The sequence below is a fragment of the Halobacteriovorax sp. genome (assembly GCF_048381875.1).
GTDB classification, from domain to species: domain Bacteria; phylum Bdellovibrionota; class Bacteriovoracia; order Bacteriovoracales; family Bacteriovoracaceae; genus Halobacteriovorax_A; species Halobacteriovorax_A vibrionivorans.
Genome location: NZ_JBLXBP010000001.1, coordinates 552,639 through 577,334, shown reverse-complemented (window position 1 = coordinate 577,334; position 24,696 = coordinate 552,639). Strand labels below are relative to the sequence as shown.

Sequence of the window (24,696 nt, the reverse complement as noted above, 5' to 3'; positions counted from 1 at the left end):
TCAATTATTGATTTAATACTTCAATTGCTTTTGAAATCCATCCTGACATGTAGTTTTTAGAATCTTCTAATGTCTCTACATATTCAATATCTGCCTTAACAGGTACATTTTCTGAATTTAGTTCATAGGCCGAGTCTAAACCTAGGTCCTGTTTGTAGCTAACTTCAGATTGTCCGTAACCAAATAGCATATTAGGGATCTGAGTAGAGAATACATGAAAACGGTCTTTAAACTGTGTATTGTATTCATCATTTGAGCGATAACCTGCCCCTGTTCCATTAGCATGTGTACCTATTAACTTAGCTCGTTTTGATCCTTTAAGAAGAATACTTGTGATATCACACGCTGAAATACAATTTGGAGAGATAAGAGCGACGATTTTTCCATTGTAACCACCAACTTCTTCATCTGCTGTAATATCTTCATTTTGTACAGCTCTAGAGTATGGACGTTCGTTATATGCTGCTTCAAAGAATGCATCTGATTGTCTTTCCCAATCCATTCCATTGATATCTTTAAATAACTCTCTTACCCCATAGTATTCTATTAATTGGCGCATATAGCGTGTTGTTGCTGTTGCCCAAGTTGCATTTGGATAAGTCTCATTCTCTTGAGTTAGCATTGAAAGTAGTTGTGCAGGGTAACCACCGTTTCCACCACCATTATTTCTTATGTCTAGAATTAGGTCTAGGCCTTGATCTTTAAAATATTTAATGTTTTGTCTTAAAGCATCAAGGAAGCTTTTGCTTTGGCCATTGTTATAAACAGTCGATACCGAAAATGAATTTACAGCAAGGTAAGCATAGGCTTTAGTGTTTTTAAGTATTAAAGCTGAGTGAACAATTGGACTTCCTCCACCATTTGCAGATGTCCAATTCTCTAGTTCAATTGCACCTTTTGGTAGTCCTGAATCGAAGCCTTTTACTTTAAGGCTAGTGTTCTTTACAAATTTTCTTTCTTTATCTGAAAAAGTAAATCTTAACTCTTTAAGCTTTAGGAAACCTTTTTGCTCAAGGTAGTATGAAATATCTTTCTTTCTAATAACTGATGTATCACCAGAGAAATAAAGTGGTAGGCGTACTTTATAAATGCTTCCGTTTTTAGCACTCTTAATTTCTGCATCAAAGAAAGGTCTTGATGGAAAAAGGAAGTATCTTTCTAATAGAAAACGTCCTGCTTGTGACTTTGCAAAACCAACGCTTGATGCATCCATATATGGCATAAGGTTTTTCATGGCCTCTTTTACTGGTACACCGTCAACGCTTAGTAGCTCATCTCCAAGTTCTACTTGCTCGATAACTCCTGAGCGGCTTTCTAAAACCGTCTTTTGAATAACTTTCTCATACATTTGTGCAATAACAACTTTATCACTTGCTGGGATGTATTTAGTATTAAAGCCAGATACAATCCAAGGTGCAGGTATATGAGTGTTAAGTCCAAAGTGAGTATCTTGGAAAGTTGCGATGATCTTTTTAGTACGATCGTAGAAATTCATATTGCTTCTTGCTTGAGCAATTGCACCATCGACATCAGCAATTGTTTTTTCTGCTTCGATTGCCTCTTTAAATAACTTATCTCCATCAACACCGATACGCTTTTTCTTAATTTCCCAAAGAGCGTATTCTGCTTTTGTTTGCTTATAAAGATCAGTTAAGATTTCTACACGGTCTGCCTGATCGATATACCAAAATTCTTTGCCAGAAAAGGCCGTTTTATTGATTGCCTGAATATTAAAAGAAATATTGAGGATGGTTAAGATTAAGACATACTTTATCGTATTCATGGGGCTCCTTTTGTGAATGAGGGAATTTACCAATCCTTGATGTACACGTCATGACTCTTTGCGTAAATGTATGAAAGCATTACAAAAATGACTCTTTTCATATGGTGGCATGTTGACACTAATAATTGTTGTAAACAGATCTTTTTTGACGAATATGGCCAAAACTGTTGTTAGATTTTGAATAAGATTTTCATTGGCCCTTTATAAGCTCCTATTTTTATAGGTATTATATGTACACTCAAGGAAAATGGGGAAATCTTAATATTTGGATGAGATTTTACTTTTGGCTGCTGTACTTTCTAAGATAGTCCCCGGTTACATACTCTATGGAGGAGAGAGATATGATAAAGCAATTAGCTGTACTACCTGGTGTTATTGTAGGAACAGGACGCCGTGTAAAGCGTATCTACCGTTCGGAGCTTAGAAATATTACTGAGGTTGATGAACTAAATGAATTTCAAAGATTGGCCTACCAAAGAATTGGAGTTAAGTTTCCAATCGACTTTCTCGCTAGAAATAAAACATTCGCACTTTTTAATCGTCACGGCGTTATGTGTGGTGGTTTTACTTTTGCACTAGGAAGTGACTCACGTGTTGTTAAAAGTCTACCAGATGAGGCCTTAGCAAAACTTAAAAAAGATGTACCTGACTTTGAAAATGATCTCTTCGAGGCCACCGCACTTTGGATGTCGCGTTACCAAAGATGTCGCATGCTTGGTGTTTACTTCTGGCTTATGATGTATCTTGAAGCTACTAAGATGAGAAGAAACTTCTATATTTATGCATATTCAAGTTCTAAACCAAAATTAGGTGAAATTTATAATACTATTAGACCTTTTAGACTTTATAAAGGATATACTAAGTTACTTCCAGGGATGACTGAACCAGATGATGAAGTTATCGAGTATGGAACAATGATGAATGTCCACTTTTCATTTGGTCGTATTGTTACTTTCTTATTAAAGAGATTAGTTAGAGCAAGATCAGTAAGAAAAGTTAAATCTTATACTTAGATTTTTTAAAGTCCGATTTAAGTCTTTAAGGAGGCGTCTATGTTGACCTTAGAAGAGGTCATGGAACCATATAGTCATATCAGACTCGCTACAAAATCCGATAATGACGCCATCTTAAACTTCTACAAAGATATACATATGCAAACAGGGACAGAGTCCCTGTCTTTTGATCGTGGTGATAACTTCTTTGAATTTTATGAAAGAAAAGGAAATCACTACTGGAGTTTCGTCTTTTTAAATGATGATGAAACAATTTGTGGAGTAGGGACTATTATTAGACAAATTCGCCATGTTAATGGAGAGTTTCGACCAGTTGCTTATTTTTGTGACTTACGAGTTTCTCCCGTTGGGGGCAGAAGAGCTAAAGTTCAATGGAGAAAATTGTTTAAAGATATCATTGAGGCCCTGCCAAATTTAAGTGAAGAGTTAAGATGTGAAATGTCTTATACTGCAATTTTATCTGATAATGAGCGTGCCATTAAATCCTTGACGAAAAATGGCCGAGGTTTCAATTACCGTCATATTGATAATTACCATGTTTACTCCGTTGTCTGTCCTCCAGTTTTTAATCCAGCAAGAGGGAGAGTTCAAAAAATAGATTTTAAGAAATTTAATGATTTCTATCGTAGTGAAAACTCTAATCTTGAACTAAGAGAGCAGATCACTGATGAGAAGGACAATAAATACTTTGGTGTATTTGATGGAGCAAAGCTTAGTGCAGTTTTTATGATTACAGACAAGTCATTGGGACGTCGTTATAAATTATATAATATGCAAGCACCTAAGAGGCTATTAACAAAGCTTGTAGAATTGATGGGAAGACCAGGGGTTAGTAATGGTATCTTACAAACTCTTGAAGTTCTTTATTTATCATTTGAAAAATCATTGAGTAATGAAGCAAAAAAAGAAATGATAATGAGTATTCTAAAATATTTCAGTCTTAATAAGACGATGAAGGATTTTCATATTTGTAATTTATATACAGGTCAGGAAAAGTTTAATTTCTCGTACTTTATTGATGGGATAATCGTTGAATCGACAGGGCATATGTTTGAAATTCACGGTGATACATCAGGTCCTCTTTGGCCAGCGAGAAAATTCCGATTTGAAGGAAGTGTTCTGTGATCTTTTCTATTTGGCCATTTAGTATTTTAAAAAACCGTTACCTCTCTAGAGATTGGGTAGGTGTTTGGTATGAGATTCTAAAAGAAAGAGGAGAGAATGATCAATGTGTTATTGGTAGGGCCAAATATATTGATGGTGATATTCATGAGCCTCAGTATTTTGAATACTCACACTCCTTAATGGATGGTAGTGCTTCAATTCCTTTTTATCTTACTAAGCTTGGGGCAAAAAGAGGTCCAATCTTTTCTAATTACAAAAAAGAGATTAGTTTCTTTGATCATATTAAACTCGCTTTTAGAGCAAAGGATATCTCACCAGCACACAAACCTAATTGGAAAATTCAAAGTCAAAAACGACCTAAGAATAATTATGAGTTTGCGCTAAAGGCCTTAAGTGTAGATGAAACAAAAAAGTTTAACGATTACTTGAAAGAGAATAAACTTTCGCAAAATATCGTCATCTTAGAATTATTGAATCGTTTTGTATTTGAGTTGATAAAAGAAGAAAGTCAAAATGAATCATATTCTTGGTTACTTCCAATTAATATTCGAGGCATCGTCAATAAAATTAATCCTTATGAGAATCATACATCATTTGTCCAGATGCGCTTAAATGCTAACTCTACATATGAAAGTATTAGAAAGGTTTTTAGTGCAAAAGTTAAGACTTTAAATCATATAGGACTTTGGTGGGTACATCACATAGGTGTGCTCTTTGGTCGAGGCTATATGGCAAAGTTATCTCGTAAATCAGCAGGTAAAAATTTTTGGCTTGGTACATTTTCAAATGTCGGTTCATGGGATGTGAGAGATGAAACTTATGATAGTTTAGGGGAGCAAGAGGTGTGGTTTGCAACGACTCCTGGTTCAAGAAATTTTCCCATTGGATTAGTGGCCATGGAGTTTAACGCTAAACTTTCTCTTACTTTAAAAGTACATCCTTTCATAAGCGAAAATCATGTTGATACCGCAAAAAGTATCTTAGATAAAATCATCACTGAAATAAGATCTAATTACAGTTAAGAACTTGCACTGGTGGTGTAGCGCTTTGAAGTGCGTTAGCTGTAGCTTGTGGAATACAATAAACATTTGAGTTCCACTTCATTCCTTCAAGGAAGTAGTCCACGCGTCCTAATTCATTATCATTATCATAGTTTTGCATGAATCTTTTTACATTACCTGCACCAAGTTGATCAGCGTCCTCAAGAGTCTCTTCAGGAAGTCCATATTGTCCGTGAACAAGTCCAAAAGCAACAAATCCTTCTGCACACATTTCTCTTTCACATGCAATTACCGCTAGTTTCTCTCGGTCTGTCATCATACCTGTTGTTGCTTCAAACTCTGTGTCTGGTAATGTTTGTAGCTCACTTGAGACATAGCGATTTGTATAGGCCGTTACATTAGTATAATTCTTTAGCTGACATTTATTGTTTTGTGGGTTGATGTATCCCGTACAACACATATTAGCATCATCTCCTGCTGCCATTTGAGTTCCTGCTGGCATACAACATGCAAACTCATCGGCCTCAAATACTGTTTTAAAGTCTTGTCCGGCCTGTGTTGTTGTATCAACATCTCTTGTCGCGTTAGTTAGTCCGTTTAGAGTATAGAAGTCATCAGTATATTCATCTTGATTAGCATCAGGAGCAGCTCCATTTGAATATTCTGGAGTCGCAGCTGCTGATCTATATATTGGTTTTCTACACATTGGGTAGGAAGCTGATGTATCATGAACAGATTCAATATGATCCTTTATGACAACATTAGGAATACCTGTTAGTTCATAATAACTAAGCCATTTCGTTATATCTAGAGCGATAGGCTCTGGGATATCGAGTAGAGAACATAGATTACCGTTTAGCGCATTATTCCCATCACATGTTGCCTTGTCTTGCTCAGCATAATTATAACATTTGAAATCAGATAGGGTTTGTTGACCATGGGGCTGCATCTTATTAGGACCCCATTCATGGCCGCCACCGTTTTCATCTTTATTAAAACTTCTGACCCAGTTTTCAGAACAACACATCTTCTTACCATATGTTGTCAATAATTTGTATTGTCTATCAACAGATGGTGTTGTTGGGTCTGAGATATCAACTGTGAGATCATTTCTTTGGATTTCCATTGTATTAAGAGAGTCTGTATTTCTCTCGTACTCTGTTAGAACATTACCTGAGAAGCGTGTTGCTTCCTTGGCCCCGATTTCTGCTGCAGGAACTCTTTCAAGATCAACAGTGTCTGTTGCTGTAATAGATGAATCTGTAGAAATAGGTGAGCCAGTCGTTTCTAGAGTCGGAAGTTTAAATGTATTTCCAATTTCTGAACAACAGCGATTATTTCTAATATCATAGTCACTGTCTGTTACTCTGGCCGGTTGAGAACACACAAGTTCTGTTTGCCAGAATGATAATTCATATTGGCTTGTTAGAGTTAAAATATCTTCTAGTGCAACACCTTTAGTGTTGTCGGCCACAAATTTAGAAGCTGAGCAGTCAAGGTCTGTGAAACACGTTGAACCTGGCGCTCTTAAACAAGCGTTAACCGGTAGAGATAGACTTTCGATTATACTTGTATCACTTTCATTTAAATCTGTTAGAAGCTCTTCGTTTGTTAGACCATCAAATACTTCTAAGAAGTATGTACTTAAGTTTTGAGAACGTGATAGTAATTGAAGTTCTGTCGTCTTAGTTGTTACATCTTGAAGAGGATCAAATGCTACATAATTTCCATTAGTATCAAAAGTAGGGCAGCTTAAGAACATATTCTCATTAGTATTATTTTGCATATCTGATACTGTATTACCCATATTTCCAATAAAGTCAGGCATGAATTCAGATGGTTCATCCATAGATGTTACGACATCTTCTAAGTTTGCATCACGGCCTGGTAGACAGAGTCCTTTTACATCATTAAGGATAAGATTTCTTCTTGCTTGGTAGTTTGGCTCTTCATCACCTCTATATTTAAAAGGTCTTCCAAGGCTTGGTGCCACTAAACCTACAGTTGAAACCATTTCAGTATCATTGTCAGCTTGCCCATTTTGAAGAGCTAGAGAAGTTGCTTTTCTAGAGATACGATTATTGAAGTATTTGTTGTCTGCTCCTTCCAGAGGTTGACAGTGATTATTAAAAGAGCAACCGTGAAGTTTCTTTGTCCCTACAGCAGTATATGAAATAGATGATGAATTTGTTTCATTATACTCTGGTCGACAAGCAGCACCGCGACCTCTATATACACATCGTTTCACATTACCTGAAAAAGTACCATTTAAAGATAGTAGGCGATCTATATCTAACTCTTGTGGAATCTCATTAGCATTGATATCAAAGTTTGGATATGGAGAAGATACTGTTGAGATATTCTCACATACATAATCCCAACCAAGAGATGAAACACATTCATTATCTGTGTTACAAGTATGAACTTGCTGACAAGTAGCACCATCTGTTTCAAAGTCAGTTGTTGGAATACTAATACTTCCATTAATAGTAGAGTCTTGAACAGTTACTGAATAACTATTTTCAACTGTTTGATCTGAAAACTTAGCATTTATTGCAAGAAATAATTTATTCGTTGTGGCCTTGATACGTCTCTTTGTACCTACAGCAAACCATTTTACTCCATCAAATGATCCAATGACTGATCCATAATTGAAACCATACCAATCGCGATCATAACCATTGGCGAACATGAAGTGTTGTGTACGCATACGATTTAATCTCTGCTCTTGCACATCTTCAAAAGTCTGATGGGCCCATCCAATCATTGTTGCTGGAACAAAACAGGCGCGTCCAAAGAGAAAATCATCAGAGCGGTATTTACTTGTCTCACTTCTTGAAGAAGTGGAAAGGTCTGGCTGGTAACCAGCAGGACCATTTTCAAATTCATTAGGGAACATTTTTACAGAAGAAGCGTAGTAGTCATTTCCACAAGATGTACAGCTAGAGTAGTTACCACCTGATACAAAAATATCATAAGTTGTACCTTCTTTAACTTGAATCTCTTTAGCTGGTTTTGCTGAACTACTTGTTAAGTCAAAACTTCCGTATATTTCATTAAATCCAACATATCCATCAATGTTATTTGGCTTCGCCTTGTCTCCACTAATATAAGCAAAAGCAGATCCTTCTTGAGCAAGTGTAGGGTCGGCGATGACATCTGAAAGAGTTAAGTCTTTCTTTGCTACACCGTTTGAGTCAAAATATCTTTGAGGTGCAGTCTTAGCAGAAAGATAGAAGTTTTGTTGTAGCGGAGGATCATCTTGTGTTGGTTTTAAATAACACTGATAATCGACAACTGTATCACTCGTGTTTCTAACCTCTTCAAGAGCACATTCTCTTAGTGCACACTTACAATATGATGCGATTTCTGCTTGTGCCTTTTCTTTTGCATCAAGTATTGTTGTGTGATTAGTTAAATCAACATAAAAGATGATCTTTACAGTTTGTGAGTCTTGTACAATATGTGAGCTATTAAAGACAACTTCATTGATTGCGCCAACTTCTAAGTTCCAAGATGTATTTTGTGTACGAGTTACATCATCAACTTGTACAACTAATTTATTTCCTAGATTTGCATAGTATGGAATTTGAAAGCGTTGTGTACCAGGGTAGTGGTCTGTGATAAGGCCTTCATTTTGTCCTTGTTTATACACCTTATAACATTGTGCCTGGAAGTTATTGATTCTCTTACATGAAACATCAGTATAAGCGTCTATTTCTAGATTTTTATATTTATTATCTTCATCATATGCTGTGGTAATTGTAAGCTTTGTTGTGTCAGTTAAGTTGTCATTTTCACCTGAGATTGATACCTCTCCAGGTCTAACTGATGAGCCATCTTTATAGATAACTGCATTTTGATATCTTACTTCGTGTACAGAATTTAAAAATGGTTTAGTCCCTTTATAAATATAGTCAAAGTTTGTATCATCGATATTCGTTTCGTAATTTGAAACGAGATCTGTACGCGCACCTTCATAAATAGTTGTACAAATACCTCTTTCTCCATCGATTGGAGTTGTACACTGATATAATTGTTTTAAACGATTAAAGCGAATAGCTGCTTCTTCATCTGGAGTATATTGATCTTCGTTATCTGTAGGTGGAGTGCTTCCTACTGTACAGATATTGTAATAATTTGGATAATTGTAAATAGCAGATGGATTGAGTTCAATTTCATTAAGAATTGAATTTGGTACTGTTTCTGTTTTTTGTGAAAGATCTTGAACACATTGATTACTTAAACAGCAAAAATCACTTCCGTATGTTGCACATGCACTATCGCTACTGCAGAGGTTATTGCTCCCACCACTATTGTCGCCATTGTATGTAAAATAAACTTTAAAGGCCAAGTTGTTTCCAAGATTCGTTGATAGGTCTTTTCCCATTGAGGTGGCAAACTTAAGTGGCCCGGAAGTAACTGAAACATTTGATAAACTTGAAGAAAGGTCTGAGACTTTGTAAGTCACTTTAGACCAGTCAAGACCGTTTGCTGTAAAATAAGTTTGTAAGTTACCGCAATAGCTCTGTGATAATCCGGCATCATCCTTACGATAAGTGAAACGTATAAAGTATTCACGTGATGAGTCTTCTACATTTATAGTGTATTGTGGAAAACCAACCACAAGAAGAGGTGTTCCCGAATTAATAGAAGGAAAATTAACAACTGCACAATATGTGTCTGCTAGGTTTTCTTTAACGTAATTGTGTACACCTTCACCTTTAAGTGTAATCTGATCATCAAAGTAATTATCAATTTCAAAGACTGAAGAGAAAGTGCTGCCACCATATTGAATATATGTTGCCGACGACTCAAAGTCTGGTTCGTTGATGTTACTACCAACGTCTTCACTATCTGTACTAGAAGTTAGACGATTATTGGCCGCTTCAGGTACACACGATGACGCCATCACTAGCACTAGTGTACTTACCAGTATGAATTTTAACTTATCCGTGTATTTCTTCATTTACTATCCCAAGTAATTATCGTCTCAATCACGTAACTACTTAAGATTAATATAAAGTAAGGTTAAAAAATGCCGTAGTAATTTTCAACTTTTATGAGCTTTCAGCTAGTTGCACCTGAAATATGTGGACTTAAACTTGATGGATTAGCTCAGATAGTGGGCATTCATATCTTTTTATTTAAATGAACTCAATGTGACTATTTTAATTGTCAAAATATCACCATATTTAAAAAAGCTGTTTTTGGCCCCTAATATGCTCAGTAGAACTTTATCTATCTGATTTTATTGATCATTACTAAATATATAGCTCTGTATGCCATGAGTATCTTTTATAAGTCACAGAAATCGCTATTCTAGGTGCTATTCGAGGGTAGGATTATGAAAAAAGAAGAAAGAAAAGACGACGGATCAATCTGGAGTTCTTATTCAGATATGTTTACGACAGTTGCTGTCGTTTTCCTAGTTATGTTCGTTTTTGCCATGATCAAGGTCGGGGTAAAGTCACTCCAGCAAGCTCAACAGAAAAAGAAGCATGAAGAGCAGATGCAGGGGATGGTTTCAAAAGAGCAGAAAATCAAAGAAATGAAGGCCAAGAATAAGATTGAGCAATCAATCAATGAGGTCACTGACTATAAGAACGTCATTAATCAAAAGATGGTAGAGCTTTCTAAATTTGTTGAGAAGTTAGAGCAAAACAAGAAAGTTATGCAGGATATGGTTAAGGATCAAATCAAAAAAGAATCAATTGTTGAAAAAGTTGGAAAGCAACTTGATAAAGAGAAATATAAATCATCTAAAATATCTCGTGAAAACACAAAATTAAAGAAAGAAATTAATGAGAAGTCAGAGGAGCTTAAAAAGCGTCTTGAAGAAATTCGTAAAAACAAAGACGATTTAAAGTCAAAAGAATCTCAATTAGACAAGCTGTCAAAGATGATGGAGCGTCAGAAGAAAGAAGAAGAAGAGCTTGAAAAAAAGATAAAGAAAATCGTTCAAGAAATGAAACAAAAGTCTAAAGAGAACGAAAAGCTTTCTAAGAATCTTGAAAAAACAAAAGAAGAAGTAAAGAAGAAGGCAGAAGAAGAAGCAAGAATTAAGCAACTTTTAGAATTTAAAGAAAAGTCTCTCGTTAATCTTAAAAAGAAGATTGAAGATCGCGACTCTATGCTCGCAAAGGCAAAAGATAAGGAAAATATTCTTTTCTCTAAAGTCGGTGAATTAGATAAGAAAAAGAAAGAAGTTGAGGAAGAAAAGAAGAAAATTGAAGAGATGCTTGCTTCAGCTAAGAAAGTTAAGTCTCAACAAGAAAAGAAGTTAAAAGAGCTTACAACACAAGTATCTAAGCAAACACAGAATATTAAACAAATTGAAAATGTTAAAACAAAGTTAGAAACAAAACTTAAGCAAGAGCAGCAAAAAGTACAAGAACAAGTTGCAGAAAATAAGCTTGTGAATAATGAAATCGTAAAGGTTCGTTCAAAGTTAGCGAATACTCTTCAGAAATTATCAGAAGATACTAAAAAAATTCAAGAACTTCAGCAAGTAAAGCGTAAGAATGAAGAAATTATTGCTAAAGCTAATCGTGAAATACAAGGTCGAATTATTGCTCAAGAGAAGCTAGAGGAAAAGATTGTTGAACAAAAGAAGGCCCAAGAGCAGGAAGTTCAAAAGTTAAATCAAGATCATATTCTCAAAGTTGAGAGCCTTAATAAGAAGTATGCCAATATTATTTCAACTAAAGAACATGAGATTAAAACTCTAAATGCCCAACACCAGAATAAAGTTGCTGATCTTACTAAACAATTTGAAAAGAAAGAGCAAACTCAAAAAGCAGGCTTTGAAAAGAAGGTTGCAGATTTAAATAAGAAGTATCAAGCAGAACTTGATACGAAGGCCAAACAACTTGCCGGACAAAAGAAAGAGTCACAAGAAACTATTGCTCGTTTAAACTCTGACCACCAAAAGAAAGTTGCTGATTTAACGAAAACTTATCAAAAGCAGCAGCAAGATACGAAAATGGGCTATGAGAAGCAAATAGCAAATCTTAATAAGAAGTATCAGTCTGAACTTGATACTAAAGAGAAGCAATTAGCAGGACAAAAGAAAGAGTCTCAAGAGACAATTGCTCGTCTTAATTCTGATCACGCTAAGAAAGTCGATGACCTAACGAAGTCTTACGAGAAAAAGCAGCAAGATACAAAGATGGGATATGAATCTCAAATAGCAAATCTAAATAAAAAATATCAAAGTGAGCTTACATCTAAGCAACAACAACTTGATGGTCAAATTAAAAAGTCAAAAGAAACAATCGCAAAACTAAATGCAGATCATGCAAAGAAAGTTGACTCTATTACAAAGTCATATGAGAAAAAGCAACAAGATACAAAAATGGGTTATGAAACTCAAATTGCAAATCTTAATAAGAAATATCAATCAGAGCTTGATACTAAAGATAAGATGCTTGCTGGTCAAAAGAAGAAGTCTGATGAAACAATTGCTAAGCTAAATGCTGATCACGCAAAGAAAGTGAATGATTTAACTAAGTCATATGAGAAAAAGCAGCAAGATACAAAAATGGGTTATGAAACTCAAATTGCTAATTTAAATAAGAAATTTCAGTCTGAATTAGAGACTAAAGATAAGCAATTAGCAGGAACAATTAAAAAATCTCAAGAAACAATTGCAAAACTTAATTCTGATCATGCTAAGAAGATCAATGATTTAGAAAAAATGCACCAAAGAACAGAAGCAAAGACGAAAGCTGGTTATGAAAGTCGTATTGCTGATTTAAATAAGAAGTATCAGTCTGAGTTAGACACAAAAGAAGCACAACTTGCTGGTCAAATTAAAAAATCAAAAGAGACAATTGCCAAGCTTAACTCTGATCATGCTAAGAAAATTACAGATCTTGAGAAAATGCACAAGAAATTTGAAGCAAAACAAAAAGCAGGTTATGAGTCTAAGATTGCTGATCTTAATAAGAAGTATCAGTCAGAACTTGATACAAAAGAAAAGCAACTTGCAGGTGTTAAGAAGGATGCAAAGTCTCAAATTGCAAAACTTAATGCTGATCATAAACGTGAGCTTACTGATTTAACTAAGCAATTTGAAAAGAGTAAGGCCGATCAAAAAATGGCCTATGATAATCAAATCAAGGATCTTAAAGGAAAACACGCCCAGGCGATGGATTCACTTACAGCTCAAAAAGATTCTCAAATTAAAAAGCTTAATGCGGATGTTGCCGCTCGTGATGGAAAGATTGCAGGCTTAAATGATGATGTAAAAGGTCTTAAATCAAATCTTGCACGCTCTCAACAAAATAACCAGGGTTTAAAAGGTGATATTAAAAACCTTCAATCAAAGCTAGCTCAAGGAGACGCGAAGAATAAAGGTCTTGCTGGAGAAGTTGATCGTCTAAAGGCGATGGTTGGAAAACTTGAAGGTGATAAGAAGTCTTTAATGGCACAAAATGGTGGACTTAAAGATGCTCTAGGTCAGGCCGAAGGTAAACTTAAGGGAATGGCCGAAGAAAACGGTGGCCTAAAGAAGGCCCTTGGTCAGGCCCAAGGAAAGCTTGCAGGTATGCAAGAAGAAAATGGTGGTCTTAAGAAAGCTCTAGGTGAAGCTAAAGGCAAGATGAAAGGAATGGGCGAAGAGATCGGAGGCCTAAAAAAAGCTCTTGGTCAGGCCAAAGGAAAACTTGCTGGTATGTCTGAAGAAAATGGCGGACTCAAGAAAGCTCTAGGTGAAGCTAAAGGCAAGATGAAAGGAATGGGCGAAGAGATCGGTGGTCTAAAAAAGGCACTTGGTCAGGCAAAAGGCAAGATGGCCGGTATGGGTAAAGAGATCGGTGGACTTAAAGAGGCCCTTGGTCAGGCAAAAGGGAAAATGGCCGGTATGGGTAAAGAGATCGGTGGTCTTAAAGACGCTCTTGGTAAAGCAAAGGGTGAGCTTGCCGGTCTTGGAAAAGAAAATGGTGGTTTAAAAGAGGCCCTTGGACAAGCGAAAGGAAAGCTTGCTGGTATGGGTAAAGAAATAGGTGGTCTAAAAGAGGCCCTTGGTCAGGCAAAAGGAAAGATGGCCGGTATGGGTAAAGAGATCGGTGGACTTAAAGAGGCCCTTGGTCAGGCAAAAGGCAAGATGGCCGGTATGGGTAAAGAGATCGGTGGACTTAAAGATGCACTTGGTAAAGCTAAAGGTAAGCTTGCTGGTCTTGGAAAAGAGAATGGTGGTCTAAAAGATGCTCTTGGAAAAGCTCGCGGTAAGATGGCCGGTATGGGTAAAGAGATCGGTGGACTTAAAGATGCACTTGGAAAAGCTCGCGGTAAGATGGCCGGTATGGGTAAAGAGATCGGTGGACTTAAAGATGCACTTGGAAAAGCCAAAGGTGAGCTAGCTGGTCTTGGTAAAGAAAATGGTGGCCTAAAAGAAGCACTTGGAAAAGCAAAAGGTAAACTTGCAGGTATGGGAAAAGAGATCGGTGGACTTAAAGAGGCCCTTGGAAAAGCTAAAGGTGAGTTAGCTGGTCTTGGAAAAGAGAACGGTGGTCTTAAGAAAGCTCTTGGTGAAGCACAAGGAAAACTTGCAGGTCTTGGAAAAGAAAATAAAGGACTTAAAGATCAACTTGGAAAGGCCAAGGGTGATCTCGGTAAGGCAAAAGAGAAGATTGCAACTCTTAATAAAGATAATAATAATCTAAAAGGTAAGGTTGCGGGTCTTGGTAAAGAAGTTAATGATCTTCAAAATGCACTTGCTAATAAGAATGATGAAAATGGTAACTTAGGTCGTAAAATCGCCTCTCTTGGTAATGATCTTAATAACTGTCAGGCAGGTAATGCTGACTTAAGCAAGAAAGTTACAGAACTTGGAAATGGGCTAGATGGAACAACTAAGAAGCTTAATTCTTGTTTAACTGAAATTAACGATAAGAAAGACTTAATGAAGCAAGTTAAGAAGATTGCTAAAAAGGTTGATGATCAAAAGCGTAACCTACGTGCCAATATCGCAAAGAATCTTGCTAATAAGTTTAGAGAAAACGATATTGATGCAGCAGTTGATCCGGTTACAGGTAACGTAACACTACTTATGAATAAGAACTTATTATTTGAGACAGGATCGTCAAGACTTAGTCGCCATGCAAAGACTAAGCTTAAAGGCTTAATCCCTCTATATTCTGAAGTTCTATTTGAAGATGATACTGTTAGAGAACAAATTGATAGCTTCAACGTTGAAGGGCACGCTTCACCACTATTTGCTGGTAAAGCAGTTGATCCAATGATGGCCGAAGCATATTCATATAACTTTAACTTAAACCTTTCGTCACGAAGAGCTCTTGCTATCTCTAACTATATCTATAGTGATGGCATGAACTATCCATATAAGTTCTATATGAGAAATGTGACGAAGTCGATTGGTTACGGGTTCTCAAGACCTGTTCCAATCAAGAAGGTAATTGAGCGCCAGCGCGAATCAATCGCAGCAGAGCTTATCGAGCCGAAAGGATTCATCCTTGAAGACCGTGCTCCTGCAAGTGTGATCGCTGTACCACTTCAAAATGAAGATATGAAGTGTGGTATTTACAGCTGTTCTGAATCACAACGTGTTGAGCTTAGCTTTACGCTTAAGGATGATCCAAAAGCGATGGAGCGTTTAATGAAATTAGATCCAATAGTGAAAAAGGATAACTATACAACCAAATAGTCGAGGATTTGGTAAACAAAGAGGTACGTATGATTGAGTTAGTATTAGGATTTTTCGGTAATTATCTTATCGAATTTATGATGGGGCTACTATGTTGTGCTCTTGTCTTCCGCTACTTGGCCTATCGCCACAGTAAAGATGATGATGCTTATTATTCACGTTTTACAAGAGAATTAGATGCTTGTATCGATGATGATAAGCAAAAGAATATTCCTATTGATGATATCGATTCTTATATGTCTAATTTACTTGGACGTGTAAATGCTGCATTACCTGATAACGCTCTTCGTTTCAGTAATAATGCTAATATTCAAAATCGTCACTATGACGGTAAAGAGGCTATGCAACAAAGGGAAATTGATAAAGAGGCGCAGAGTTCTGATGGAACAAGTATTTCTCTAAATCAATACATTGGTTCTAAGCACGGTCTTATTGCATCCATTCATGGGGAGAGTTCGGTTTTTAAATCAACTGTTCCACCAAATTATACAGAACTTACTGATCGTATTATGAGTGATGATAGAAATTGGACGAAGCTCTATGGACATATTCCAATTGATGGTGCTTCTCGTATGATCGATATTCTTCCAAACTTATTCATTGTATTTGGGGTTTTTGGTACTTTCATTGGTATTGCCATGGCACTTCCTGAGATTGCTGCCATTGACTTCAATAATATTGAAAAGTCGTCAGATAATCTTACAAACTTCGTTATTAACGTTGCCTTCTCCATGAAGACATCGATTGCGGGGATTTTCTTCTCTTTAATCTTAACTTTCCTAAACACTCTTTTCCCATTACCGGAGAAGCGTTTTAAGATCTTTAAGAAAGTTGAAACAAGTATGCAAAACCTTTGGTATCACCTGCAAAGAGGTAATGCTAAAGAGCAAATTGCAATGGAAGGTGTTTTAAAAGTTCTTCAAAGTATTGAAAGGTACTTAAAAGAAGATGCACCTTTAAAAGAGCAGCAACACGCAAAGCGTGATGATAAGAAAGATGCTGCTTAATTAAAAATTGTAATACTACTTTTAATAAAGAGAGGAAGATATGAGTGTATTATCAATCGTTAAAGGTTGTCCGCTATTTTTCGACCTTTACGACAACGAAATTATGACTATATGTGAGCGCTGTAAGGTTCTAACTTTAAAGCCTGGTGACTATGTATTTAAGCATGGCGATGTGGGTGAAGAGCTTTTTTTGATTCTTAACGGTTCTGCTAAGGTCTTTAATGTAAATGATAAAGAGATTGCTAAATGTAAAAAAGGAGACCTCTTTGGTGAGATGGTTCTTCTAAAAGAAAATGTCCGCTATGGGACAGTTCAATCAGATAATTATACAGATGTTCTCGTTATGAAGTACTCAGACATATTCGGCCTGTACAAAACCAATCCTCGAATATTTTCACTCTTGATACTCAATCTATCAAGGTTACTGGCCGGACGTTTACAAGGCGCAGGTAAACGGATCTCTAACCTTATCACGGAAATGGAAGAATCTAAAAAAGCTGCCTAAGTTGAAGTACAGATGGGGGGAGGGGCCTGGTCACGAATCTGGCCCCTCTTATTTTTTAAGGCGTCATTTTCCAGGATGGAAAAATGATGCCGCGAAACGCATGGCCACACAGGAAGTGTGGCCAGGTGAAGCAGCTACGAACTTCTAATCTCATTCAATAAATCGATTAATCCTTGCTGACAGAACTTATTCTTCAACCTTTTTCGGTCACCGCGAAACTCATATCTGCTTGCACTTACTCCGTTCTTAGTAGCAACACCTATGCATACGGTTCCAACAGGCTTACCTGGAGTAGCTCCGCCTGGACCAGCAATACCGGTATAAGAGATGACAATGTCAGCGCCAAGGGATTTTCTTGCGCCATTGGCCATCTCACTAGCTGTTTCAATACTTACAGCTCCATTTTCTTTTAAGGTTTCTTCTTTAACGTGAATAATACTCTCTTTGATGGAATTAGCGTAACTAACCACTGAGCCTAGAAAAACCGCTGATGATCCTGAGACATCTGTTATTGTTGAACTTGCAAGACCTCCTGTACAGCTTTCTGCAAATCCAATTGTTAAGCCTTTTGCACTGGCTTCATGAACAATAACTTCCTCGATATTACGAGGCCCATAAGTCCATATATTATCTTTTAAGGGAGTTTCTTCTAATATTGCTTTTAATCTTTGACGACTTTCATCGTTTTGATGCTCTGGCCTTAGGTCTACAGTAATATCCACACCAGAGATAATTGGAAGAGAGCTGACTTTTCCAAACTCCTCTAATGTCTCCCACAAGTTGGGGCAAAGTTTAAAGAAGATGGTTTCTTCAGGAATACTGTGAGTTCTACATATGAATAATTCATGACCACTTTGAGCACGATCTTTTAACATTGGAACGATTGTCTCACGAACCATTGCCTGGCATTCTCTTGGAACTCCTGGGGTGCAAAAAACTTCACACTTATCAACTTTAGCGTGAATTCCTGGTGCCATTCCCGCAGGATTGTATAAAGGTAAAGATCCTTCAGGCATCATATGATAGTGACTATTTTCTTTTGACCACTCTCTACCAAAGTTGGCATATTGCTTTATAGCATATTCTCTAGCAAGTTCATTTTCTACTAAAGAGACACCTAAAGCATTAGCGATAATCGACTTCGTAAGATCATCTTTAGTAGGGCCAAGGCCACCAGTGATGATTAAAATATCATTTTCTTTAGATTGTTTTTGTATCTCATTTGTTACTTGATCGAATTTGTCACCTAAGACGGTGCATTTTTTAAAGCTAAATCCTAAAGGTGCGATCTCTTTTGCAAGTATCTGCAAGTTAAGATCGTTGATTTTAGCGTTTAATAGTTCATCTCCAATAATTATCATGGAGACTCTAAGGGAAATTTTAACCATGTTAATCCTTTAACTTTACCAAGATAGGTTATAATATACGCTGATATTTTATCATATAAATTTACAAGAAAGAGATTGAATGAGTAAAATTACAAATTTTAAATTAGACTTTGATCAAGACTTAGAATTCTACTTAAATAAGAACTTTCCAGGTTTTGAGGATTATCGTATTCATAATAAGGCACTTGATGCACGTGGTGCTAACCGTGGTAAAAAGCCAATCTATAATTATAAGATAGAAGTTATTTACCCTGGTGAGAAATTTAGTGCTTATCAAGAACAATTCAATTTTCTAGGTGAGTTCAAAGAAAAGCCTATTATTGTAGGAGCAGGGCCTGCTGGATTATTCTGTGCTCTAAGACTTGCTGAATATGGAATAAAGTCAATTGTCATTGAAAGAGGAGATCGTGCCCATAATCGTATGAAGCATATTGCTCGTTTTTGGCGATATAATGAATTTGATAAGGATAATAATGTTTGCTTTGGTGAGGGTGGCGCGGGCCTATTTTCAGATGGTAAACTTATTACTCGTATTAAATCTCCATATGTTCAATATGTAATGAATAAATTTGTTGATTTTGGTGCTCCTCCTGAAACGGCCTATGTTTCAAATCCACATCTTGGATCAAATAAAATTAGAGGACTAATAAAAAAGATAACAGATCACCTTAAAGAAAAAGGTTGTGAGATCTACTATAACGTGAAGGTTGATGAGGTTCTTTTTGATGAATCTCAAGCTCGTGGTGTAAAGCTTAGTGATGGTAGATTATTAGAAAGTAACAATATTGTTCTAGCAACAGGCCATTCAGCTAAAGAGATGTATCGTCATTTAAAAGAAAAAGAAGTTAAGATGGTACCAAAGGACTTTGCTGTTGGTGTTAGAGTTGAGCATCGTCGTGAGTTAATTGATTTTCTTCAATATGGACGCTTTGTTCACGAAAACCTAGGTGCTGCTCGCTATAAGCTTACATATCACAATAAAGATAATGACAAAGGTACCTATTCTTTTTGTATGTGTCCTGGAGGATATGTCCTTTCATCTGGAACAGATGAAGATGGTATTGTGGTTAATGGAATGAGTAACTTCGCTCGTAATTCGCCATGGTCAAACTCGGCCCTTGTTGTTTCTGTTCAAGCTGGTAAAGACTTCTCAACTGATGATGTCTTAAATGGCCATTACTTTCAACGTGATATTGAGAAAAAGGCATATGAAGCTTCTATGGAGCATGCTGAAGGTAAGCAGGTCCCAACCCAAAGACTTAAGGACTTCTTAGAAGGTAAGGTTTCAAAAGATCTTCCTAAGACTTCTTGTCCATCTGGAATCTTTTCTCATTCATTAAACTCTGTTCTACCTGACTTTATTGCAACGGGCTTAAGGGAAGGACTTGAAAGCTTTGATAAGAAAATGCCAGGTTTTATAAATAATGATGCTATTCTAATGGCCCCTGAAACAAGAACCTCTGCTCCTGTAACGATAAAGAGAAGCCGAGCAACTTTTGAGTCAGAATCTCACAAAGGCCTATATCCATGTGGTGAAGGTGCTGGTTATGCAGGTGGGATTACATCTGCTGCTGTCGATGGTGTGAAAGTCGCCATGGCCATGATTCGTAAAGAAAAGAATGTTTAGGTGATGAAGTTATTTTAATTTAATTTTTCTAAGATCAATCGACATTGAAGCATTGGTGTAGAATTCCATATAATCCGTACCGAGATTGTCTTGAATCTCTTTTGATGTGAGAGGATTACTGCGCTTTTGATCGGCAACAGCAAAGAAGAGTCCAATTATATCACCAGTCTCTAAATTCATTACAGCACTTCCAGAGTCTCCTGATTGAGCATCACAGGCAGTGAAGAAAACATCTCTGACTTTATCTTTATTGAAAGTTATATCGATATTTCCATTTAAATAAAGGCAATCGCGATCCATTGATATTTTAGCATCATATCTTCTTAGGTTTGCTTTTCCCGCGCCAAAGCCTACACTCACAAGTCTGTCTCCGATTACCGGATCAGAAAAATCAGTACGAACCTCACTTATTTGAGATAAGAAGTTTAATCTCTCCTCTTTATTTACTTTAAAGTAAATATAATCACTTCCTGACTTGATTGTACCTTCTTGAATAACTCCATCACATGAAGCGTAGCGCTTATTGAATTCAGAATTAATAAGAAGAAGTTTTGAGTCGCGACATTCTCTGTTGCCAGATATGACGTGGTAATTTGTTAGGAAAATATAGTGGTCAGCATTCTCTTTATAAAAGAATGCTGTTCCAACTTTTCTTTTTTTTGTATTTACGACTTTTACAGTTCTTAAGATTAGCTCTTTTATAAAATTGTCTTGCTTTTTAAAGAAGCTTTTATTTATACGTGGCCTATTCCACTGGTCACCACCTATATATCTCTTTGCATTAGTTGATAATGCGAAAGTAAGAAGAGTCAATAATAAGCTTAACCTAATCAGTGCCATTGCTTTCCTAGTTATTCTTTGAACCGTCGTCTTTTTTATAACTCTTTAAGAAGTCTTCTTTCCACTGTGAGTAACGATTATCTAGAATTGCTTCACGAGCTTCTTCTGCCATATTCTTATAAAATTCAATATTGTGCATTGTTGCTAGAACTTGTCCTAGAATTTCATTTGAATCAAATAAGTGCTTCACATAAGCGCGTGTAAAGTTCTGGCAGCAGTAGCACTTACAATTTGGTTCAATAGGAAAGAAGTCACGACGATAATTCTTATGACGTATTCTAATCTTTCCTCTTCTTGTAAAGAGAGTTCCACCACGAGCAAATTTCGTTGGAATGATACAGTCACTCATATCAATTCCATTCTCCCAGATCATACAGAGATCTTCAGGATTACCAACACCCATTACATAACGAGGTTTATCTTTTGGCATCTTAGGACCTGTGTACTTTACGATCTTCTCCATTAATTCAGGGCCTTCACCAACTGATACTCCACCAATGGCATAGCCTGGTAGATCTCTTTTTACGAGTTCATCGAGACATTCGTCACGGTAGTCATCGTATGTTGATCCTTGAATAATTCCAAAAAGTGCTTGTTTTGGATTTGTCCAAGACTCAATACAGCGGTCTAGCCAACGATGTGTTCGATCAATTGACTTCTTAGTGTATTCGCGTGTTGCAGGATATGGAATACACTCATCAAAGGCCATCATAATATCAGATCCCAGCTCTTGCTGAATCTCAATTGATGTTTCAGGAGAAAGAAGAATTGTCTTACCTTTATGGTCTTTAAATTCTGCTCCTTCTTCTTTGATACTTTTTCTCTGCAAAGAAAATACTTGGAACCCACCAGAATCTGTTAAGATTGGGCGTGGCCAATTCATAAATTTATGAAGGCCTCCTGCTTTCTTAACAAGTTTTGAACCTGGTGATAGGTGAAGGTGGTATGTATTTGATAGAATAATTTTTGTATCTAAGTCTTCTAGAAAGTTAGGTGGTAATGCTTTGATGGCACCGTGTGTACCAACAGGCATAAATACAGGTGTCGGAATTTCTCCATGAGGAGTTGTGATGACACCAGCTCTTGCCCCAGACTTTTTGTCTTCGTGGACAACCTTAAATTGAAAATGTTCTTTGACTTGATCTTGAATGCGCATGGACTGCCCTTTGTCGTAACTCGACTTATGTATTCGTTCTAATAACTTTAGTTATTTAAAGTATTTAGCATTAATAAGGCCATTAGGCTTGCTTGTCTATTTAAAACTCTCTTATCTGTAAAAATTAAACAAGAGACGCATACACAGTCAGTGATGAGAGAAATAAGCAAACCATAAAAAATAGGATAAAAAAGTAGTTCATAAGCTCAATTAAACATATCGAGTCTATTGTCACCATTGTTATGAAATATTTATAGAGCAGATAAGGCCAAGATTGATTTACTTGGCCTCATTTATTGAAGTTTTAGTTACTTAGAATATTTAGATTCAGAATTTGTGTTGCAACTCGATTGGCAGATTCATTACCTGAGGCCTTAAAATATTCCACAAGATATTGAGTGAAGTCTCTAAATGCCTTTCTACTTTCATTATTATCTGTAACGGTAATAATCGATTGAATAGCTTTTAATTCTTTGATTAAGAAAGAATCATTTGTTCCTTTAAATGCTTTTTCTACTGCATCAACATATTCAATTCTAACTTTAGGACGTGCAAGGAATGTAAAACCAGAAAGCTCGCTTGATCGCATTGTGCCAGCAACTTTTGCAAATTGCATTAGCGAATTATCATTTATGTACAAATAAACATCCTCAACCTTTGAGCGATAAAATGATGTGAACTTGTTTAAGTTGCGATATTCAATATATGGAAACTTAAAATAATTGAATATTTTCTTTGATTGATCAATTGCGAGAAAATCTAGATACATTAAATCTTCCGTTGCCATTCCTTTAATGATTTCTCCACCCCATAGAATCTTAGAAAAATCTTCTCTTACAAGAAATGATGATTTTTCATCTTTTAAGAAACTACTTAGGTAAGGATAGCGATATTTAAAGAATGGTATAGTTTCTAAAGTCTTTTTAAATGAAGCAAAGAAAGTAGAAGATGTGTTCTTTAAATAGAGTGATCTTCCAGACTTCTTATTAATAATAAAGTAGCTCGGTCGAGTCGCTGGTATTCTTAGAATAATATTTTCTTGTGAGAATTGTTTTGAGATAAGAAGCTCTTTCATTTTTAAAGGCCTCTTTCCTAGGTTCTTAGGAATATTTATTTTTTCTGGAGGATTACTATTAGATAATCCTTGTTCAATAATAGGGTATCCAACACAAATAAATGTAAATATTGAAAGGGTTACTAGTGGAATATAGCGAAAAACTCTTAGGCGATAGCTGATAGGGCCCCTCGTTATAATCTCTTTCAAAGATGGAGTATCAAAAATAACTGGTGTTTCAAAAATTGGAAAGAAATGTGCAATAAAGTCAAATGGCGTTCTTAAAATCGCCTTCGCTCTCTTTGTTAGAAAGCTTCCTTTTGTTGTTGCCCCACAAATAAATAGTGTAGGAGAAACACTAAAGAGTAAATTTGAGATAAAAAGAATAATAAATAGGACAATTAGTGACTTTGTAATTTCTGGATTGAAGCTAAAGTCTACAAATTTTGCAATTTGTGTGTTGATGATTTCAGTTCCTTTATTACTCAAAGAGTTAACTGCTTCATTTTCAACTTGAGCACTAAGTAAGACTGTCACAAACATTAGAGATAAAGCACTTAAGAATCTCGTAAATGGCCCAACTAATTTATGATCATTTAAAAGTTTTGATCTTGATCTTGCTTTCTTCTTTGAGTCTCTCTTAGCGCGATTTCCTTTGTAATCACGTGCCGTTGTGATGGCCAATCCTGAGTCTGAGGCATTCTTGCTCTTTTTCTTTCCCGATTTCTTCTTGGCCTTCTTTTTACTTTTTTTCTTTAATGGCCTACTTACATGCTCATCATCTTTCTTTGATGCTTGCTTTTCATCTTCTTGAAGTCTTGCAACATTTAGGACTTGAGTGATACTCATTGTACCAGAGTCTTTTTCTTCATCCTCATTTGTATCTTGAGCAAGGTTAGTATCTAATTGAAATGAGTAGCCATTTCCTGAATTCTCGACATCAGACTCATCTTCAGAATCAGGTGAGTCAGCTGAGTCTGGTGTCTCTTTTGATTCAGTGATCTCTTTGGCCTGTTTTTCATTACTTTCGTCATCATCTGCATCTTCAAATTGAATACTATTATGACTTTCTTCATTCTCTAGACTTAACGATGGTGATTGGCCCAAGTCCTCATTGACTGAGTTTGGCGCAATTTCATCATTTTGTGTGATAGTTGGTTCTGGAATAGGTGATGAGGTATCAAGAGTTTTTAATTCATACGTGCTGTCTTTGTATGAAAGTTTTTCTCCGATTTCCATGAAGTAAGTAGAACCCTCTTGGAGGCTTGCTTCTTCTAAAATGGCATGTGGGATTTTTTGTATGACTTTTAAGATTAGGCAATCATCATCAATTTGAGCACGGATACTTCCTCCGTTTTCAGAGATAATGAGTTCATTATTTTCTTCTTTAAAATAAAATTCATGATTAGAGACACTAACTTCCTGTGAGTCCCCCTGATTGCTGTGGGTAAAACCAACCTGCATACTCAACCTTTTCTTACGTAATCTATTAATTTAATTACTATTTTAAGGTGAATATATAAATTTT

At 36.2% G+C, this 24,696-nt stretch carries 13 protein-coding genes; 7 read left to right on the top strand and 6 right to left on the bottom strand.

Going from position 1 to position 24,696, the window contains the following annotated elements; translation table 11 throughout:
* Window positions 1-4: 4 nt before the first annotated feature.
* Window positions 5-1,783, bottom strand: coding sequence for a S41 family peptidase (locus ACN5L8_RS02645; RefSeq protein WP_419172229.1), 1,779 nt, complete (start codon window positions 1,781-1,783; stop codon window positions 5-7).
* Window positions 1,784-2,124: 341 nt separating this feature from the next.
* Between ACN5L8_RS02645 and ACN5L8_RS02640 the strand changes: the two genes are divergently transcribed.
* From ACN5L8_RS02640 to ACN5L8_RS02630, 3 genes are read left to right on the top strand one after another with little or no spacing between them, the layout of a single operon-like run.
* Window positions 2,125-2,796: a hypothetical protein gene (locus tag ACN5L8_RS02640; RefSeq protein WP_419172228.1), complete on the top strand. Its 672-nt coding sequence runs from the start codon at window positions 2,125-2,127 to the stop codon at window positions 2,794-2,796.
* Between the two features lie 39 nt (window positions 2,797-2,835).
* A complete protein-coding gene (locus ACN5L8_RS02635; protein ID WP_419172227.1) occupies window positions 2,836-3,921 on the top strand; it encodes a hypothetical protein in 1,086 nt (361 codons plus the stop codon).
* Window positions 3,918-4,943 (top strand): hypothetical protein, encoded by a 1,026-nt coding sequence (locus tag ACN5L8_RS02630; RefSeq protein WP_419172226.1) that lies wholly within the window; start codon window positions 3,918-3,920, stop codon window positions 4,941-4,943. Before ACN5L8_RS02635 ends, ACN5L8_RS02630 begins: the two co-directional genes overlap by 4 nt.
* Here ACN5L8_RS02630 and ACN5L8_RS02625 read toward each other — a convergent pair.
* Window positions 4,930-9,891, bottom strand: coding sequence for a hypothetical protein (locus tag ACN5L8_RS02625; protein ID WP_419172225.1), 4,962 nt, complete (start codon window positions 9,889-9,891; stop codon window positions 4,930-4,932). The two genes, ACN5L8_RS02630 and ACN5L8_RS02625, sit on opposite strands and share 14 nt — an antisense overlap.
* Before the next feature lie 378 nt (window positions 9,892-10,269).
* Between ACN5L8_RS02625 and ACN5L8_RS02620 the strand changes: the two genes are divergently transcribed.
* From ACN5L8_RS02620 to ACN5L8_RS02610, 3 genes are read left to right on the top strand one after another with little or no spacing between them, the layout of a single operon-like run.
* Window positions 10,270-15,591 carry a hypothetical protein gene (locus ACN5L8_RS02620; protein WP_419172224.1) on the top strand — a complete coding sequence of 1,774 codons (5,322 nt, stop codon included), beginning with the start codon at window positions 10,270-10,272 and terminating at the stop codon, window positions 15,589-15,591.
* Window positions 15,592-15,620: 29 nt separating this feature from the next.
* Window positions 15,621-16,598, top strand: a complete 978-nt coding sequence (locus ACN5L8_RS02615) for a hypothetical protein (protein WP_115363125.1) — start codon at window positions 15,621-15,623, stop codon at window positions 16,596-16,598.
* A 40-nt stretch (window positions 16,599-16,638) separates the two neighbouring features.
* On the top strand, window positions 16,639-17,103 hold the full coding sequence (locus ACN5L8_RS02610) for a cyclic nucleotide-binding domain-containing protein (RefSeq protein ID WP_115363123.1): 465 nt from the start codon (window positions 16,639-16,641) through the stop codon (window positions 17,101-17,103).
* A gap of 134 nt (window positions 17,104-17,237) precedes the next feature.
* On the opposite strand, the gene ACN5L8_RS02605 is transcribed toward ACN5L8_RS02610, so the two are convergent.
* Entirely contained in the window at window positions 17,238-18,491 is a 1,254-nt protein-coding gene (locus ACN5L8_RS02605) for a CinA family nicotinamide mononucleotide deamidase-related protein (protein ID WP_419172223.1), read from the bottom strand.
* Between the two features lie 79 nt (window positions 18,492-18,570).
* Here ACN5L8_RS02605 and ACN5L8_RS02600 point away from each other — a divergent pair, with 79 nt between their 5' ends.
* Entirely contained in the window at window positions 18,571-20,118 is a 1,548-nt protein-coding gene (locus ACN5L8_RS02600; protein ID WP_334678426.1) for an NAD(P)/FAD-dependent oxidoreductase, read from the top strand.
* A gap of 9 nt (window positions 20,119-20,127) precedes the next feature.
* On the opposite strand, the gene ACN5L8_RS02595 is transcribed toward ACN5L8_RS02600, so the two are convergent.
* From ACN5L8_RS02595 to ACN5L8_RS02585, 3 genes are all read right to left on the bottom strand, one after another.
* A complete protein-coding gene (locus ACN5L8_RS02595; protein ID WP_419172222.1) occupies window positions 20,128-20,958 on the bottom strand; it encodes a S1 family peptidase in 831 nt (276 codons plus the stop codon).
* A gap of 7 nt (window positions 20,959-20,965) precedes the next feature.
* Window positions 20,966-22,114, bottom strand: a complete 1,149-nt coding sequence (tgt, locus tag ACN5L8_RS02590) for a tRNA guanosine(34) transglycosylase Tgt (protein ID WP_115363116.1) — start codon at window positions 22,112-22,114, stop codon at window positions 20,966-20,968.
* A gap of 304 nt (window positions 22,115-22,418) precedes the next feature.
* Window positions 22,419-24,632 (bottom strand): hypothetical protein, encoded by a 2,214-nt coding sequence (locus tag ACN5L8_RS02585; RefSeq protein ID WP_419172221.1) that lies wholly within the window; start codon window positions 24,630-24,632, stop codon window positions 22,419-22,421.
* Between the last annotated feature and the right edge of the window lie 64 nt (window positions 24,633-24,696).

Coding starts and splice junctions, on each gene's coding strand:
- ACN5L8_RS02635 (WP_419172227.1), top strand. CDS start 2,836: ATGTTGACCTTAGAAGAGGTCATGGAACCATATAGTCATATCAGACTC.
- ACN5L8_RS02640 (WP_419172228.1), top strand. CDS start 2,125: ATGATAAAGCAATTAGCTGTACTACCTGGTGTTATTGTAGGAACAGGA.
- ACN5L8_RS02620 (WP_419172224.1), top strand. CDS start 10,270: ATGAAAAAAGAAGAAAGAAAAGACGACGGATCAATCTGGAGTTCTTAT.
- ACN5L8_RS02600 (WP_334678426.1), top strand. CDS start 18,571: ATGAGTAAAATTACAAATTTTAAATTAGACTTTGATCAAGACTTAGAA.
- ACN5L8_RS02585 (WP_419172221.1), bottom strand. CDS start 24,632: ATGCAGGTTGGTTTTACCCACAGCAATCAGGGGGACTCACAGGAAGTT.
- ACN5L8_RS02625 (WP_419172225.1), bottom strand. CDS start 9,891: ATGAAGAAATACACGGATAAGTTAAAATTCATACTGGTAAGTACACTA.
- tgt (WP_115363116.1), bottom strand. CDS start 22,114: ATGCGCATTCAAGATCAAGTCAAAGAACATTTTCAATTTAAGGTTGTC.
- ACN5L8_RS02595 (WP_419172222.1), bottom strand. CDS start 20,958: ATGGCACTGATTAGGTTAAGCTTATTATTGACTCTTCTTACTTTCGCA.
- ACN5L8_RS02610 (WP_115363123.1), top strand. CDS start 16,639: ATGAGTGTATTATCAATCGTTAAAGGTTGTCCGCTATTTTTCGACCTT.
- ACN5L8_RS02605 (WP_419172223.1), bottom strand. CDS start 18,491: ATGGTTAAAATTTCCCTTAGAGTCTCCATGATAATTATTGGAGATGAA.
- ACN5L8_RS02615 (WP_115363125.1), top strand. CDS start 15,621: ATGATTGAGTTAGTATTAGGATTTTTCGGTAATTATCTTATCGAATTT.
- ACN5L8_RS02645 (WP_419172229.1), bottom strand. CDS start 1,783: ATGAATACGATAAAGTATGTCTTAATCTTAACCATCCTCAATATTTCT.